This is a genomic window from Thioclava kandeliae, assembly GCF_040297545.1.
In the GTDB taxonomy this organism is placed as follows: domain Bacteria; phylum Pseudomonadota; class Alphaproteobacteria; order Rhodobacterales; family Rhodobacteraceae; genus Thioclava; species Thioclava kandeliae.
On the sequence record NZ_JAYWLC010000024.1, the window covers coordinates 1 to 14067 of the forward strand.

The window sequence follows — 14067 nt, forward strand, 5'->3', positions numbered from 1 at the left end:
CGCTGATCAGATGCGTCCGAAACTGCCAAAGCTGGCGACCCTCATGGACGGCGCCGAGGAGGATGTGCTGGCCTACATGACCTTTCCCCAGCAGCATCGAACGAAGCTACACAGCACAAATCCGATTGAGCGCCTAAACGGCGAGATCAAGCGCCGTACGGACGTGGTCGGGATCTTTCCTAATGAGGCTTCGATCCGCCGCCTCGTTGGGGCCATCCTGATGGAGCAGACCGAGGAATGGACCGTCCAGCGCGGTCGATACATGACACTGGAAACGCTGGCGCCAATCTGCGATGATGTCGTGGTCAGCTTGCCTGCAGCGCAGCGCGACTGATCAGCTCGGCCCGCCAGTCAGCACGAGGCCCGCTATGAGCTACACCATCAGGTGGGACACGATCAAATATTGGCTTCCGAGTGCAGCAACGAAACTAAAAACCCTCCTGCGCAAAGGGTGGTCATACATGTTGCGAATATCGGTGAGGCGGATTCAGTCTGTGCGTGCTGAGGTTTAAAAGGTTGGCATGTCGCGGCCTTTCGCCATTCGCTTCCCCGGTCCGACTACAGCGCGGCACTGCTGGGACGTGGCTTGTCGTCGGTCTGGTTCGATCCGCAGCTGACCTTGAATGCGGAGCGCAGCGCAATGCGCAGGCGAACTGGGACTACTTCCGATGGTGCTATACAGATCTGCCTGACGCTGAAATTGCTGTTGCGCCTGCGCGTTCGCCAGACCGTCGGTCTGGTCCCGAGCCTGATCAAACTGGCCAGGTTGGACTGACCTGTGCCGTATTATTCGACGCTATGCCGCCGTCAGGCCAGTACCGCGGTGTAGATCCCATGTCGCCGCTCTAAGGGACCTTTGAATTTGCTTATCGACAGCACTGTGATCCGCTTTCGAAACGAAGTTGAATGGCTTTCGCGTAAGCATGGCCTGACGCGTAGACGCGAGTGGCGCACGGTTAATCTTGCGATGGACGGGGCATTGGAGACATCCGCGCGGCCAAATTCATCTCCAGCCGGCAGAGGGACAGCCTGATCCTGCCAGAGCTCCTCTCGCAGATCCCGGTTTGGGGAAAGATCGAAACCGTCACTACCGATGGCGCCTAGAAGCTGGACTACCTCGCCGCGATATCGTGAAACTCGATCTTATGGGCGACGCAATATCTGGATCTATCAATCTGGAAAAATGGACCGGCTATTACGCGCGAAGTCGCGTCGAGGCCTAGATGGACTGCCTCAAGCAATTCGGTGGTCAGATCATATCACGAGCCCCTGATTGCCGGCTCGTGGATATCAAAATTCGCATCGCCATCATGAACCGCTGCTTGGCCTTTGACTGGCCGAGATCGAGGCAGTCGCCTGAGGCCGACAGGGAAAGGGGGAGATCGCTCTACCGTCAAATCAGCGCAGCAAGGTCCAACGAATGGACGAAATTAAGTCAGATAATATTCAAAGTTAGGCGGGCGTCTTGGCAAAACTCGACAGTGAGGCCTAAATCACATATAGTAATTTTGTTGCTATGCAACAGTGCTAAATTTGTCGCCGCTAAATTCTACTTACTCTAAGTCTGTTTAGCTGGCGCCGTACCCATTTAGTTTTTTTAGTCATATTTTCCAATGAGGTGTCGCATGAGCACGTCGGTCTATAGATTGGTTTGTCCAGGTATGATCTTAAGTGTTAGGCTAAGCCCTTATCGGTTCCTTTTGCTCGATGCTAACAATACGAATATTGAACCCAAAGATTTACCCATTTCAGATTCAATGCATAGATGTCTTTATGAAGCACGTGACATGTACTGGAACAGCTCGCGGGCTGACTTGGTCGGAAAAGAAATGATGAAACGGCTGACGCCGCGCGATTATCTAAACCTCGCGTTTAAACTTAAGATTGAATTGGAAGACTGGAAGATTAATTATGTAGAGTGTACAGGTGGGAAATTTCACGGTCATTCGGACATGGGGTTTCAAGAAGTCACTTTAGACATGGCAAAAGCGAACGCTAACTTTAAACTAGGAAATTGCGCAAAAATAAACCCTGGGTCTGATCTTAAATTGGAGGGAGTTATTAAAAAAATCAATAAAAATAATATCCATTAATCATTATATATTTTTCGTTTGGAATTTATGTTTTATTGCAATCGAATTCGGTGTTTTAAGTTAGTACTCGGCGCCGTTTTAGCCATAAAACTTCATATGTATTTAGTAGTGCTCCATAGATAGTTTGGGATTTTTATACCTTTTAACTGCGAAGAAAGGTCGATGAGGATCACATGTCTTTCATATTGCCGACGCTTTGTAAGAAAAGATCTGAAGTTATTAGGCTGGTTCCTGATGTCAAATCTACGCTGGCCAAAAAAGTGCTCGAAGAAGTTCTTTTGTTAAAAGGTGGAAGAATAAATTATAATGGGCTTCTGCTAGAGCCTGCTGATAGACAGGGTGCTTTGCTTCAAGATTCATATGCTCTTGACCGATTGACACCGAATGGTGCAAGGCTTCTAAAAAAGCTATTTCTTGCAGGCATGATTGATCAGCGACATAAAACATCTAATAAAGATGTGTTTAGACTGGATAGGTACATTAGGAGTGAGCCCGAAATAATTGATAGATCAATGGAGATATTAAGAAAGAGAACTCTCTCACACGATGAATGGAGAGACGTGATAGAGAGCGCTGATTTGTTATTGAATGGCGAAGAAGTTGAATTGACCTCACATGTGGTAGATCGGGTTTTTATAAATAAATTTGGGTTCGGCGCTTCGGGTCGCATAGATATTGGGGGGTACCGATTGTTTAGGTACGTTGGGAGCTCATACTCATTCTCTCCTGAGAAGTTCGAAGTCTTGAAGTATGCTTGGTGGGTGTGTCCGAAAGGAAAGCTCTCCGGTGCTCCTCCGATGTGGCAAAATTATTTACATGGGTGAAATTTTCTAGCGTTGAATTATCCAATCGCACCCAAACTGCATCTTTATGCCAAGTGGAAGCGCAATAATGCATTGTGCGAGGCGGTTATGTTTGAGGATATCACCGTCGGGCTGAATTTGGCGTAGAATGTGTTTTAAGTCTATGGAGGAGATATCGCTGGCAGAGCGGTTCTTTCCAAAAAGTACCCGCGAAGTCAGTTACTATAATTCTTCGCTAGGCTTCCGCCTAGCCTCGTGGCGATGGAAGCCAGAGCAGGTGTTCGTTTCTGGGACCGGGAATTGACCATGCCCGGACCAGAGGTCAGGCTCATTTCGTCTATCTGTCTGGAGTCATTCGTCGAACGGCATCCTTATCGAACGCAGGCGCAAGCATTGCAACACGGTGCGCCAGCATAGCGCGTCGGGTTATCGCCCAACAGTACCCGAGAACATCGTGCCCATAAACCGCAGGCTCACGATGCACCAGCTTTCCAACAGGATCACTTAAGTGGGGCAGGTTACCGGCATTCGTGTTTGCGGCGATGGAGAATGGTTTTCGCGCAGTAATGGTGCGTCGTGCTTGCGAGTGCGGCTTGGGGGACATCTTGCACTGGTACGGCCAAAGGTGAAATCTGCACGATCAAATCTACCCCGGTTAGGTAAGTCGGTAGTCCAGTGCTACCGTAACTACTGTAGCAGATGTCCTCCGTAGAAGAGATCGAAATCATCGTCATAGATGAAGTCTATGACCCGCGCCACTGATGCGCAGCAATCCTTGAATGTGAAGCAGAGCCTCTCATTTCGATCTGTCGCAATGACCGTTCTTAGAAGCCGGACGGCCGCGCCGCGATATTCTGAAAAGAGATTTTGTAGGTGACGTGATGACTGGGGTAATCGATCTGAAAGCAATGTGCGGGCTATCAGGCGCGAGGTCGTATTGTGGCTTAGATGAACCGCTTGAAGCTCTTTGGCAACAGGATAATTTCATAAGATCCGGACTGCCAGACCGCGGAAACCCAGATCAGCACCGCTAGCATGAACCGCTTCTCGGCCTGAAACGAGCCGAGATCACAGTATTCGCCCTACGGCTTGCTGTGACAAGGGGTGGAGCGTCTTGCCACCCGAGTAGTGCAACGTGCGCTATTGGTAATCACAATTCACTTTCTAGTTTATCTAATTAACTATTTTATTTTTGTTTTTGTTGTGTTATTAATAATTCGTATTATTTATATGAGATATGTGATGCCAAAATACTTTATGGACAACACAAGTATTTATAGAGTTTTTTCGTTTTCTTTTCCTGCTTTAGTTAGCATCGCTAGTTTGGTTTCCATATACTATAAAAACCTCACACTGGCTATTTTGCTCTTTTTGTTTTTATTCGCCTGCTATTTAGTTGTCCAAGCGAAGCGACGAAGTGCAGTGCATTTGTATAATAAAAAGTACTGTTCAGGTTGTGGGTATGGTAAGACCACTAACAGAACCTGCATGTATTGTGATCATCGCGACTGAAAGTTTCGACGAAGGCGGGCGGCAGTGATCTGCCCCACTTTAGTGGTCCGGTCTAAAAATTAGTGCATCGTGGGCCTTTGGTCTACTGGCATGATGCTTTCTGGTGCTGGTGGGCGATAGCCCAGCGAACTGTGCGGGCGCACCGTGTTGTAATGCTTGCGCCAGCGTTCGATGAGGATCTGAGCCTCTCTCAGCGTATAGAACACCTCTCCATCCAGTAACTCGTTGCGAAGTCTGGCGTTGAAGCTCTCCGCATACCCATTCTCCCAAGGTGACCCCGGCTCGATATAGGCCGTTATAGCCCCCACCGCCTCGATCCAGTTGCGAAGCTCAGTCGCGATGAATTCGGGCCCGTTATCGGACCGTATGAACTCGGGCGAGCCGTGAAGGATGAATAGATCGGTCAGCGCGTCGATGACGTCGACCGAGTTGAGCTTGCGTTTGACGCGGATCACCAGTACCTTCCGGGTGAATTCATCGACAATGTTGAGCATGCGGTAAGCCCGCCCGTCTGCCGTCCGGTCCTGGACGAAATCGTATGACCAGACGTGGTTTGGCCGCTCGGCCCGCAGCCGCACGCAGGAGCCATCCGTCAGCCAGAGCCGCCCGCGTTTCTTCTGCGTTTGCGGAACTTTAAGCCCCTCGCGTCGCCAAATGCGCTCGACCCGCTTGTGGTTGACGCACCATCCCGCCTGAACCAGAAGGCCCGTGATCTGGCGATAGCCATAGCATCCGTATTGCCGTGCCAGTTCGGTGATGTCAGCGGTCAGTAGGGCTTCGTCCTGACGACCGAGTGGGATCTTGCGTTGGGTCGATCTGTGCTGTCCCAAAGCCCAACAGGCACGGCGTTCGGAGATGCCGAGCGCCGAGCGGACATGGTCGATGCACTGGCGGCATTGCTGCGGGCTTAGAAGTTTCCCCGCGTCGCTTCCGTCAGGATTAGCTTGTCGAGCGTCAGATCCGACACGGCCCGTCTGAGCCGCGTATTCTCTTTCTCGAGCCGCTTGAGCGGGTCGCGGTTCATCCCGCCAAACTCACGACGCCAACGGTAATAGGTCTGTTGGGTTACGCCAATCTGGCGCACCGCATCTGCCAGTTTCGCGCCTTGACCCTGCAAGACCTCAACCTGACGCAGCTTCATGACAATGTCTTCCGGCTTTTCGCGTTTGTCTGCCATCTAAGTAGTCCTCCATCATGCGGGATATACTAGCCCAAAAGATGGACCACTTCAGGGGGGCAAGACCACAGCTCCGCAACTAGATCGTCGCGGTGGGTGCCAAAATTGCCGTTATTGAGCCGGGACCACTTTGGGAGAGCGGTTACGTGGAGAGCTTTAACGCAAGACATCGGGACGAATTACTCGATGGGGAGGCCTTCTACTCGTTGAGAGAGCCCCAGATCCTCATCGAACGCTGGAGCACGCATTATAATAAGCCCGAATTGCTTCTTGCGCTATCGTCCACAGGCCCAAGATGCACTAACTTTTGAACCTGACCACCCGAGTGGGGTAGACCAGCTTTCGGCTCACATGAATAATTCGCCAGAAGAAATAGATGCTGACACAACGGCGCAAATAAAGAAGTAGCTCGAAATTGCAACGGATGCTGCGCCTAAGCCGAACATTAAAATCATCAGAACTAAATCCAAGAACGTCCGCTTCGAACTATCTAGCGGAATGCCAAATTCATATTTCTCATAGCCACTTGACATCTGTTACTCCTAATTTTTGGCTAGATACTTCCTAAAAGGCCCCTATGACGCTCACACGCACAATGCGTCGATCAGGCGCCTAAGTTAGCGCTGATGGAAATTGAAGAGCAATTTGGGGATAGGGCTGGTTATTTCAGGTGCGAGATTCTAACGTTTCGCCCGCACCTGAATGCCTGTTTAGAACCGCTCATGACAACGTATGGTTGATTCTAGACCTCTATCGGTCAGATTGCCAAGAATAAATTGCCGTGATTGTGCATTATAAGTCATGTCAAACAGCTCCGTGTTGAACTTCTGCGAGCTTTTCGGACATTGGATGATTTGGCACTTTCTATGAGCATTTGCACAATGTCATCGAGACTATCGGTATCAGATTTTGGATCGCGATTCAGGACCGCGGCAACGTGTGTAAGGTTCATTTGAGCGCCCCCCCAGGCGATATCAGGAATGCGCCTTCAAGTTGAAATGATTCTGGTTTAAAAACTTATAAAGTTACTCAGCTAACCAACTCGGGACATAGCTTGAGGGCTATATGAGTGGTTTGCCCCACTCAGTTATGACGTTCTCCATAAATTGGAGCTCATTCTCGCTAAACTGGCAACTCGTTCGGGAAGAGCTGATATCTGTTCATCGATATTACCTTTATGCATCCTTTGCTTGTCCTGCGGAGCTTGATTGTCGTTAGAGCCGTGAAGTGGCCCCCAAAAATCGGACGGTCAAAAGCTTCTATGTGTCCTATGTGTCTTATGTGAAACTGTGAGCCGTATCGGGGAGACATTTAACCTGAAGGTATTGCCAGCCAGAGAAGTCGGTGAGCTTTGGGTTTCAAGTCATCGCGAATAAAGTTTAAGTTCTCATTGAATGAAAGCAAATAAAGTCAATGAAAACAGTGGTTCATTTGGTTCTTTGATTCCAATTTAAATCGAACATCACAGCTGACATTCCTAACGCCTCATCGTCCAGAATCCTTACGAACTAACAGGCATTTGCGCCGGTGTGATCTCGTCCCTAAACTGCGGTCTGACGAGTACGGTGGGCACAGATATGGTCTACTGGTATTCGGCCGACCTGCACCTCGGTCACCACCGCATCATCGACTTCTGCAAGCGTCCCTTCGCCTCAACCGCGGAGATGTATGCGGTCCTGAGTGCTTGCCGATCACCAAATCTATGGCGCCTAAGTACACGTCCTCTATCTCAGCCATCGCAATTTTCAGCGAAGGTGCGCGTCTTCCTCGACACGCTCGTGGCACACATATCCCCTGATCGCTGTCGAAGGGACGGCTTTGAGCCAGAGCGGAAGCTGGTGATGGCCGTCAGGCGCCGTGGCAATGCCGAAACCCTGCTGCATCAGTCATCTAGGTATGGGGGGCATCATTCCCTTTTTTTCGAGCCAAGCCCTATCAGGGTTGACGGATGGCTTCAGTGGCGACAGGCCATGCACACTAGTAACCCTTCTCGCGGTCCACCTGCCAGAGCAGCGGCTCGCCCGCGCGGTCCCTGCACAGGTTCGTCACGATGTTGGCCACCGCGCTCGCAGGTTCGATGCGACCGGCAATATGTGGGGTCACTAGGCAGTTCGGCAGGTCCCAGCCGGGATGTTCGGCGGGTAGGGGCTCGGTCTCGAAGACATCGAGCATGGCCTGCGACAGCTGGCCGTTTTTCAGCGCGGCGCGCAGGTCCGGTAGGACACAATGCGCACCGCGTCCGACCTGGACAAGACTGCTGCCCTGCTTCATCCGCGCGAAGAGCCCGGCGTCGAGGATGCCCGTTATCGACGGCGTCAGGGGCAGGAGGCATACGAGGATGTCGGCTTGCGCAAGCAGGGCGTCGAGCCCATCGGCACCGCTGTGGCAGACGACCCCGTCGATCTGCCGAGGCGTGCGGGACCAGCCCTCCACGCAGAAGCCCATCGCAGCCAGACGACCGGCCGTCATCGCGCCGATCTCGCCCAACCCGAGGATGCCGACGGTGGTGTCAGACATGAAGGGCGCCGTCGCGGGCACCCAGTCGCGGGTTACCTGTCGGGCCGCGTATTTCGGCAGGTTGCGCAGGCAGGCGAGGCAGGCGGCCTGCACGAATTCGCAGACCCGGCGGGCATTGTTCGGATCTACCATGCGCACCAGGCGGACATGGGCGGGCAGGTCTGCGAACTGGTCGATCCCGGCACTGACCGAATAGACCGTGCGCAGGTTCGGATAGACCTGCCAATCGGGCATCGGCAGCCAGGTGAAGATCTCGGTGATCCGGGCCGGGTCCATGCCGTTGTCGGGTCGGACGACCGGGACGTCAGGCAGGGCACGGCCAATGGCCTCAACCAGAGCGGCGTGGCGGTCTTCGCCCGCGGCTGCATTCAGAAAGATCATGTTCGTCTCCTCAGGCCCGCCTGTCACGGCGATCACGCCAGGCGTAGTATTTCGTCATCTGGCGAGCGCCGAAGGGCGCCAGGGGACGGAAGGGCACGCGCGGGAAGTCGAGATCGTCGAAAGGTGTCTCGCCGCCCGCCCGGCCGGTCATCTTCCGGACGAGCTTGTCGGCGAAGAAGAACGAGCGGGTGACGCCCGACCCGCAATAGCCGCCCATCAGCCACAGCCCGTCGACCCGGTTCAGATGCGGGGCGTGATCGGTCGTATAGGCGATGCGCCCGGTCCATATCTGTTCGAAGTCGTCCGCCCGGAGGTCCGGGTGGATGCGGCCGACGGCGGCGGCTACCTGCGCCTGTTGCCGGGCAAGACCTGCCGTCACGGTCGAGAGCCTCCCGCCGAAGATGAAGCGACGGCCATCGGGCGTTGGGCGCGACCAGGTGAAGACTCGACCGGTTTCACCATGCATCTGAAGCCGGGGCGACATCTGCCGGATCCGCTCCGGCCCGAGATCGCGCGTGGCGGCGACGGTGATGTCGATCGGGACGACCCGCTCCCGCATCGCCCGTACGCCGGCGCCGGAATAGCCGTTGGTGCAGACCACCACCTCCGCAGCGCGGAGGTTGCGGTCGGGTATGGCGATGTCGAAGGCACCGGGGCCGCCCGAGATGCCCGCCACCGGGGACTGCGGCAGCAGGAGCGCGCCCGCGGCCTCGGCGCGGGCGGCCCCGGCCTGCACCAGTTTCACCGGGTGGATGCCGCCGTCGCGGGGGTAGCGCACCCCGCCGACATAGCAGGCGGCACCGGTCTGGCCGGCCAAGTCCGCCCGGGCGACGACGTCGTATTGCAGACCGACCGCAACGCGCAGCCGCTCGCATTCGGCGATCATCGCGGTCATGTCGGCCTCGGTCCGTGCGCCGCGGAAGCGGCCTGTCAGGGCCAGGTCGACGTCCACGCCGAGGCTCTGGAACAGGTCCTGGCAATGGTCCAGCGCATCGATCCCGGCGCGCATGATCGCCTCTGCCCGGGTCTGGCCATAGCGGGCAGTGAGCCCTGCGAGGCCGAGCTTGTGGAAGCTGGGCCCGACCATGCCGCCCGAGCGCGACGAAGCGCCGTGGCCGATCGTCCCCGCCTCGAGCACCACCACCGAGCGCCCCGCGCGGGCAAGCCCCTCGGCGACGGCGAGGCCAGAGAACCCGCCGCCGATGACGGCGACATCGACCGCGGGGGGCAGGGGGGCTGTCCGCGGGCGATAGGAAGGGGCGGCGTTAGTCCAGTAGTTGTGCAGCATCGGGCCGCCTCGATCGTTGAACATCTGGTCCTGTCTTGTCGTTTGCGAGGTCTCTCGCGGTTGTAGAGGAGCGGCCCGGCGGCTGCCGGGCCCGCCCGGGGCGCGTCACACGCCGGTGAGCCGTTCTATGCCGTAGGTGCGGTGGATCACCAGGAGTGCGGCCAGCGCGATGATCATCTGCAGGGTGCTGACCGCCGCGATCGAGGGATCGAACTGGTTTTCCATGTAACTCAGGATCACCACCGGCAAGGTATTGGTCTGCGCGGTTCCGAAGAAGTAGGACAGCGGCAGGTTGTCGAAGGAAATCAGCATCGAGAACATGCCGCCCGCGAAGACCCCGGGCATGACCTGTGGCAGTACGACGTGGCGCAGGACCTGCCAGCGGTTCCCGCCCAGCACGGTTCCGGCCTCTTCCTGTGTCACCGGGATCGCACGGTAGACCGCCAGCACGGTGCGTGACACATAGGGGATGGCGACCATGGAATGTGCGATCAGCAGCGCAAGAAACCCTGCCTGGATGCGCAGTGCCGACAGGTAATAGAGCAGCGCGAAGCCAAGCACGATACCGGGCATCGACAGCGGCGTCAGCAGTGCATTGCCGATCGCCGTCGCGATGCGGCTACGCGACCGCGCCACGCCGATGGCGGCGGGAATGCCCAGCACCACGCCGACGAGTGTGGCCGAGACCGCGAGCTCGAGACTGGTCAGCATGCTTTCCATGAAGGGGGCATAGCTGAAGACGCGCTCGTACCAGCGGAGCGACACGCCTGGGATCGGGAAGACGATGAAGGACGCATCCGAGAACGAGACGGCGACGACGGCGATCATCGGCGTGACAAGGAAGATCACGAAGACCGCAACCCAAAGGCCGAGAAGCAGCGGGGCGAGTGATCGGCGCCGGCGGCGCGTTGCGATGGGGGCGGTGGTATGCGCGTCGTCCGCGGAAGGCAGGGCGACCATCAGACGATACTCCGGCGCTTGATCCAGGATTGCACGAACAGCCCGAGCAGAGCCATCATCAGCAGCACGTTGCCCATGGCGCTGGCGAAGCCCACGTCCTGGGTCAGGTTAAACTGCTGGTAGACCAGCAGCGCGAGCGTCTTCACCGTGCCGCCGCCGAGCAGGAGCATGGTCAGGAACATTCCGTTGGTCAGCACGAAGACCAGTATCGAGCCGGTCAGCACGCCCTCAAGGCCGAGCGGCCAGGTAACGTTTCGGAAACTGCGCCATGGCCCGGCCCCCAGCACGCAGGCGGCCTCTTCCAACCGACGGTCAAGCCCTTGCAGCACCGCCGTGATCGACAGCACCATGAAGGGGCACAGGACATGTACCAACCCGAAATAGACCGAGACCGGGCTGTCGAGGATATTCAGCGGGCGCTCGATCAGTCCGAGGTCCATCGCCCAGGTGTTCACAAGGCCGCGCCGCGCGAACAGCACCTGCCAGCCGAAGGTGCGCATGATGATCGAGGTCAGCAGCGGGGCGACCAGGCAGAAGACGATCAGAGTGTTCCAGCGGCCCGCGTAGTGGACCATGAAATAGGACACGGGGTAGCCCACCAGCAGGCAGAGCAGCGTGGTCACGACCGAGACCTTCAGTGTCTCCAGTAGTACGCCCAGATAGAACGGGTCGGTGAAAAGGCGTAGGTAGTAGTCGAAGATCCCCGACTGCGTTGCGCCCTCGCCCGAGAGACTGACCCAGGCGTTTCGGGCCAGTGGCGCAACAAAGAAGGTGAAGAGAAAGATCAGCGCCGGCAGCGACCAGCGTGGGTTGGCGAGGCGGAAACCGGCGCGGCGGCGGGGCTTGAGCGGAACGGGGTCTGCCATCATGCGTCCTCCAGCACGACCGCGCCGTCTTCGGGCCAGATCAGCGCGACGGATGATCCAGGTGGCGGCAGGGCCGTGCCGGCTGCGGCCTGCACGATCACTGGCGTTTCACGCCCCGGCAGCATCACCTCGCAGGTGACATAGCTGCCACGGAAGACCGCGTCGGCCAGCGTGCCATCGAGTGTGCCGGTGCCTGCTGGGCCGAGTGCCAGCCGCTCGGGGCGGACGGCGACGGGACCCGTGGCGCCAGTGGGTGCCAGCGCGGGCACCACGGCGCCGTTCAGCGCCAGTCGTATGCCGCCGGCAGTGCGTCCGGCCACCTCGAAGAGGTTCGAGGACCCCAGGAACTCCGACACGAAGCGCGAGCGGGGACGGGCGTAGATCTCGGTCGGGCTGCCGATCTGCATCACCTCGCCGCCACGCATCACCGCGATGCGGTCGCTCATCGTCAGGGCCTCTTCCTGATCGTGGGTGACGAGGATGGTGGTGATCCCAAGTCGCTTCTGGGTTTCGCGCAGCTCGAACTGCATCTGCTCGCGCAGGTTTTTGTCCAGCGCGCCGAGTGGCTCGTCCAGCAGCAGAAGTTTCGGATCGGTGACGAGCGCCCGGGCGAGGGCGACGCGTTGCTGCTGGCCGCCGGACATCTGCCCGATCATCCGGTCGGCGAAATCCACGAGGCGCACGGTGTCCAGCATCTCCAGCGCCCGGCGTCGCCGTGCGTCCCGGCCCATGCCGCGCATCCGTAGCCCGAAGGCCACGTTGTCGACGACGCTCATGTGCGGGAACAGCCCGTAGTTCTGGAACATCATCCCCAGGTCGCGCTGGTTCGGCGGCAGGTCGGTGACATCGCGGTCGCCAAGCAGGACGTCGCCCCGGTCGGGCGTTTCGAACCCGGCGATGATCCGCAGCGTCGTGGTCTTGCCGCAGCCGGAGGGGCCCAGCAGCGACAGAAGCTCGCCTGGCGCGACCTCAAGGTCGAGCGGCTTGAGCGCCTGCACCTGGCCATAGAATTTCGACACGCCGCGCAGTCGCAGCGAGATGGATTGGGTCATGAGAGTTCCTTGCAGGCGGGGGAAGGGAGGTGTGCGGGCCGGCAGGACGCCAGCCCAGTTCATCCGGTCACTGAATGGTGCGGTTCCACTGGTCGACCCATTTGGGCAGTTCCGCCGTGATCTCGGCGAAGGGAGGGATGACGATCTCGTCGAGCTTCGTGATCTGCGGTGTCACCTCGGGCGAATAGGTCACGTCCATGTTCGACATGCCGTAGCGCATCTTCTCGGTGTAGCAGGACTGCCCCTCGGCCGACAGGATGATGTTCATCAGGTCCCAGGCGGTGTCGGGACTGCCCTTCAGCTTCTGCACCCAGGTCATTGCCGCCACCGAACCGGGCGCGGGGTTGGCATAGGCGATCTCGGGGTGGCCATCGTCGATGAAGGCCCAGCTGCGACCGTCCCAATACATGCCGATATCGGCCTCGCCGGAGCTGATCTGGTTGATGAAGTCGTTGGCGTTGTTCCAGAAGATCAGGTTGCCGGAGGCGCGCATCCGGCGGATGTCCTCGATTGCGTGATCGACGTTGTCGGTGTTGCCGCCCGCCACATGCTCGAGCATCCAGACGGTCGAGGCGAGGCCGCTGGAGCCGTAGTTCAGCCCCGGGATCGAGGCGCGCCATTTGCCCTCGACGGTGCCTTCAACGAAGTCTTCCCAAGTGGCGGGGGGCGTCTCGACCGTGCGGGTATCGTAGGTCAGGCCCATCGCACCGTAGACATAGACCGAGCCGAGACCCTTGGTGAAGTCGCGGAACTGCGGGTCAATGCGAGCGTAGTTCGGCACACGCGCCTCGTCAATGGGTTCGACGAGGCCCTTGTCGATGGCGTCCAGGGCACCGCTCGAGCTGATCATCAGCAGGTCAATCGGCGGCTTGCCGGTCGCGGCGGCCAGCTGGTTGACCCATTGGTTTGGCGCGCCCAGCGTGATCGAGACGGTGTTGCCGGTCTTTTCGCGGTAGGGAGCGGCGAAGCAGGTCTCGAAGGTTTCGCTCCACAGGCCGCCGTAGCCGGAGACGACGATGTTCTCGGCATGGGCCTTCGAAACGAGGGCCTGCGCGGCGATGGTGGAGCCGACGAGCAGTGCGGCGAGTGTGTACGGTCTGGTCATGTTCGGAGTCCCTGTTGTGGCGTCCCGCCTTGCTGACGCGGGATCTGCCCTCATAGGGGCGAGGCCTGCGCTAGGTCTCAAGCAACGCTTGTATGCGATAATGTTATGCTCGGCGCGGTGCGGCCGGGGGCTGATGTCCCACGGAGACGGTCCCCGATAGCGGGGCGGGTCGGTCCAAGCATCTGAAGGAATGTCATTAATTGCAGCTTTCATGGTCCCGGTGGCCCGGGTGCTGCCGCTGGGTGCCATGACCGAGGCCACAGCGCGGGATATGGCAGGGAAATGTGGTGGCGCCTAGAGAATTGGCGATAGG

General features: G+C 57.7%; 11 protein-coding genes and 2 pseudogenes. 5 read left to right on the plus strand and 8 right to left on the minus strand.

Translation table 11 applies throughout. The features are described from left to right. The 4 genes and pseudogenes from VSX56_RS18025 to VSX56_RS18040 all read left to right on the plus strand — a co-directional run. The coding region (locus VSX56_RS18025; protein ID WP_350938335.1) for a transposase at nucleotides 1-334 on the plus strand (334 nt) is incomplete at its 5' end. 237 nt (nucleotides 335-571) lie between these two features. Further along, nucleotides 572-1360: pseudogene (locus tag VSX56_RS18030) on the plus strand (transposase). Between the two features lie 265 nt (nucleotides 1361-1625). After that, the gene (locus VSX56_RS18035; protein WP_350939015.1) at nucleotides 1626-2093 is read left to right on the plus strand and encodes a hypothetical protein; all 468 of its coding nucleotides are present in this window, start codon (nucleotides 1626-1628) and stop codon (nucleotides 2091-2093) included. 173 nt (nucleotides 2094-2266) lie between these two features. Beyond that, entirely contained in the window at nucleotides 2267-2917 is a 651-nt protein-coding gene (locus VSX56_RS18040; protein WP_350939016.1) for a hypothetical protein, read from the plus strand. Between the two features lie 1550 nt (nucleotides 2918-4467). Here the strand turns inward: VSX56_RS18040 and VSX56_RS18045 are convergent. Beyond that, nucleotides 4468-5585 (minus strand): IS3 family transposase gene (locus VSX56_RS18045; protein WP_350939017.1). Its coding sequence is split into 2 segments (ribosomal slippage): nucleotides 4468-5330 and nucleotides 5330-5585, totalling 1119 coding nucleotides; the frame shifts between segments, so codons are not numbered across the junction. 83 nt (nucleotides 5586-5668) lie between these two features. Here VSX56_RS18045 and VSX56_RS18050 point away from each other — a divergent pair. Further along, nucleotides 5669-5993: pseudogene (locus VSX56_RS18050) on the plus strand (integrase core domain-containing protein); the annotation flags it as partial. Here the strand turns inward: VSX56_RS18050 and VSX56_RS18055 are convergent. The 7 genes from VSX56_RS18055 to VSX56_RS18085 all read right to left on the minus strand — a co-directional run bounded on the left by VSX56_RS18055 (nucleotide 5933) and on the right by VSX56_RS18085 (nucleotide 13754). Continuing rightward, on the minus strand, nucleotides 5933-6118 hold the full coding sequence (locus VSX56_RS18055; protein WP_350939034.1) for a hypothetical protein: 186 nt from the start codon (nucleotides 6116-6118) through the stop codon (nucleotides 5933-5935). The pseudogene VSX56_RS18050 and the gene VSX56_RS18055 overlap by 61 nt on opposite strands. 1444 nt (nucleotides 6119-7562) lie before the next feature. Beyond that, on the minus strand, nucleotides 7563-8483 hold the full coding sequence (locus VSX56_RS18060) for a 2-hydroxyacid dehydrogenase (RefSeq protein WP_350939018.1): 921 nt from the start codon (nucleotides 8481-8483) through the stop codon (nucleotides 7563-7565). 10 nt (nucleotides 8484-8493) lie between these two features. Further along, nucleotides 8494-9795, minus strand: coding sequence for an NAD(P)/FAD-dependent oxidoreductase (locus tag VSX56_RS18065; RefSeq protein WP_350939019.1), 1302 nt, complete (start codon nucleotides 9793-9795; stop codon nucleotides 8494-8496). Nucleotides 9796-9876: 81 nt separating this feature from the next. Next, nucleotides 9877-10620 carry an ABC transporter permease gene (locus VSX56_RS18070; RefSeq protein ID WP_350939020.1) on the minus strand — a complete coding sequence of 248 codons (744 nt, stop codon included), beginning with the start codon at nucleotides 10618-10620 and terminating at the stop codon, nucleotides 9877-9879. A gap of 110 nt (nucleotides 10621-10730) precedes the next feature. Continuing rightward, complete coding sequence (locus VSX56_RS18075; RefSeq protein ID WP_350939021.1) at nucleotides 10731-11600, minus strand: ABC transporter permease; 870 nt, start codon at nucleotides 11598-11600, stop codon at nucleotides 10731-10733. Continuing rightward, the gene (locus VSX56_RS18080) at nucleotides 11597-12649 is read right to left on the minus strand and encodes an ABC transporter ATP-binding protein (protein WP_350939022.1); all 1053 of its coding nucleotides are present in this window, start codon (nucleotides 12647-12649) and stop codon (nucleotides 11597-11599) included. The genes VSX56_RS18075 and VSX56_RS18080 overlap by 4 nt, the downstream gene beginning before the upstream one ends. Nucleotides 12650-12716: 67 nt before the next feature. Then, on the minus strand, nucleotides 12717-13754 hold the full coding sequence (locus VSX56_RS18085; RefSeq protein WP_350939023.1) for an extracellular solute-binding protein: 1038 nt from the start codon (nucleotides 13752-13754) through the stop codon (nucleotides 12717-12719). Nucleotides 13755-14067: the final 313 nt, after the last annotated feature.

What these genes read in the sequence shown, in the direction of transcription:
- VSX56_RS18085 (WP_350939023.1), bottom strand. Translation starts at nt 13,754, where the DNA reads ATGACCAGACCGTACACACTCGCCGCACTGCTCGTCGGCTCCACCATC.
- VSX56_RS18075 (WP_350939021.1), bottom strand. Translation starts at nt 11,600, where the DNA reads ATGATGGCAGACCCCGTTCCGCTCAAGCCCCGCCGCCGCGCCGGTTTC.
- VSX56_RS18040 (WP_350939016.1), top strand. Translation starts at nt 2,267, where the DNA reads ATGTCTTTCATATTGCCGACGCTTTGTAAGAAAAGATCTGAAGTTATT.
- VSX56_RS18065 (WP_350939019.1), bottom strand. Translation starts at nt 9,795, where the DNA reads ATGTTCAACGATCGAGGCGGCCCGATGCTGCACAACTACTGGACTAAC.
- VSX56_RS18055 (WP_350939034.1), bottom strand. Translation starts at nt 6,118, where the DNA reads ATGTCAAGTGGCTATGAGAAATATGAATTTGGCATTCCGCTAGATAGT.
- VSX56_RS18080 (WP_350939022.1), bottom strand. Translation starts at nt 12,649, where the DNA reads ATGACCCAATCCATCTCGCTGCGACTGCGCGGCGTGTCGAAATTCTAT.
- VSX56_RS18060 (WP_350939018.1), bottom strand. Translation starts at nt 8,483, where the DNA reads ATGATCTTTCTGAATGCAGCCGCGGGCGAAGACCGCCACGCCGCTCTG.
- VSX56_RS18035 (WP_350939015.1), top strand. Translation starts at nt 1,626, where the DNA reads ATGAGCACGTCGGTCTATAGATTGGTTTGTCCAGGTATGATCTTAAGT.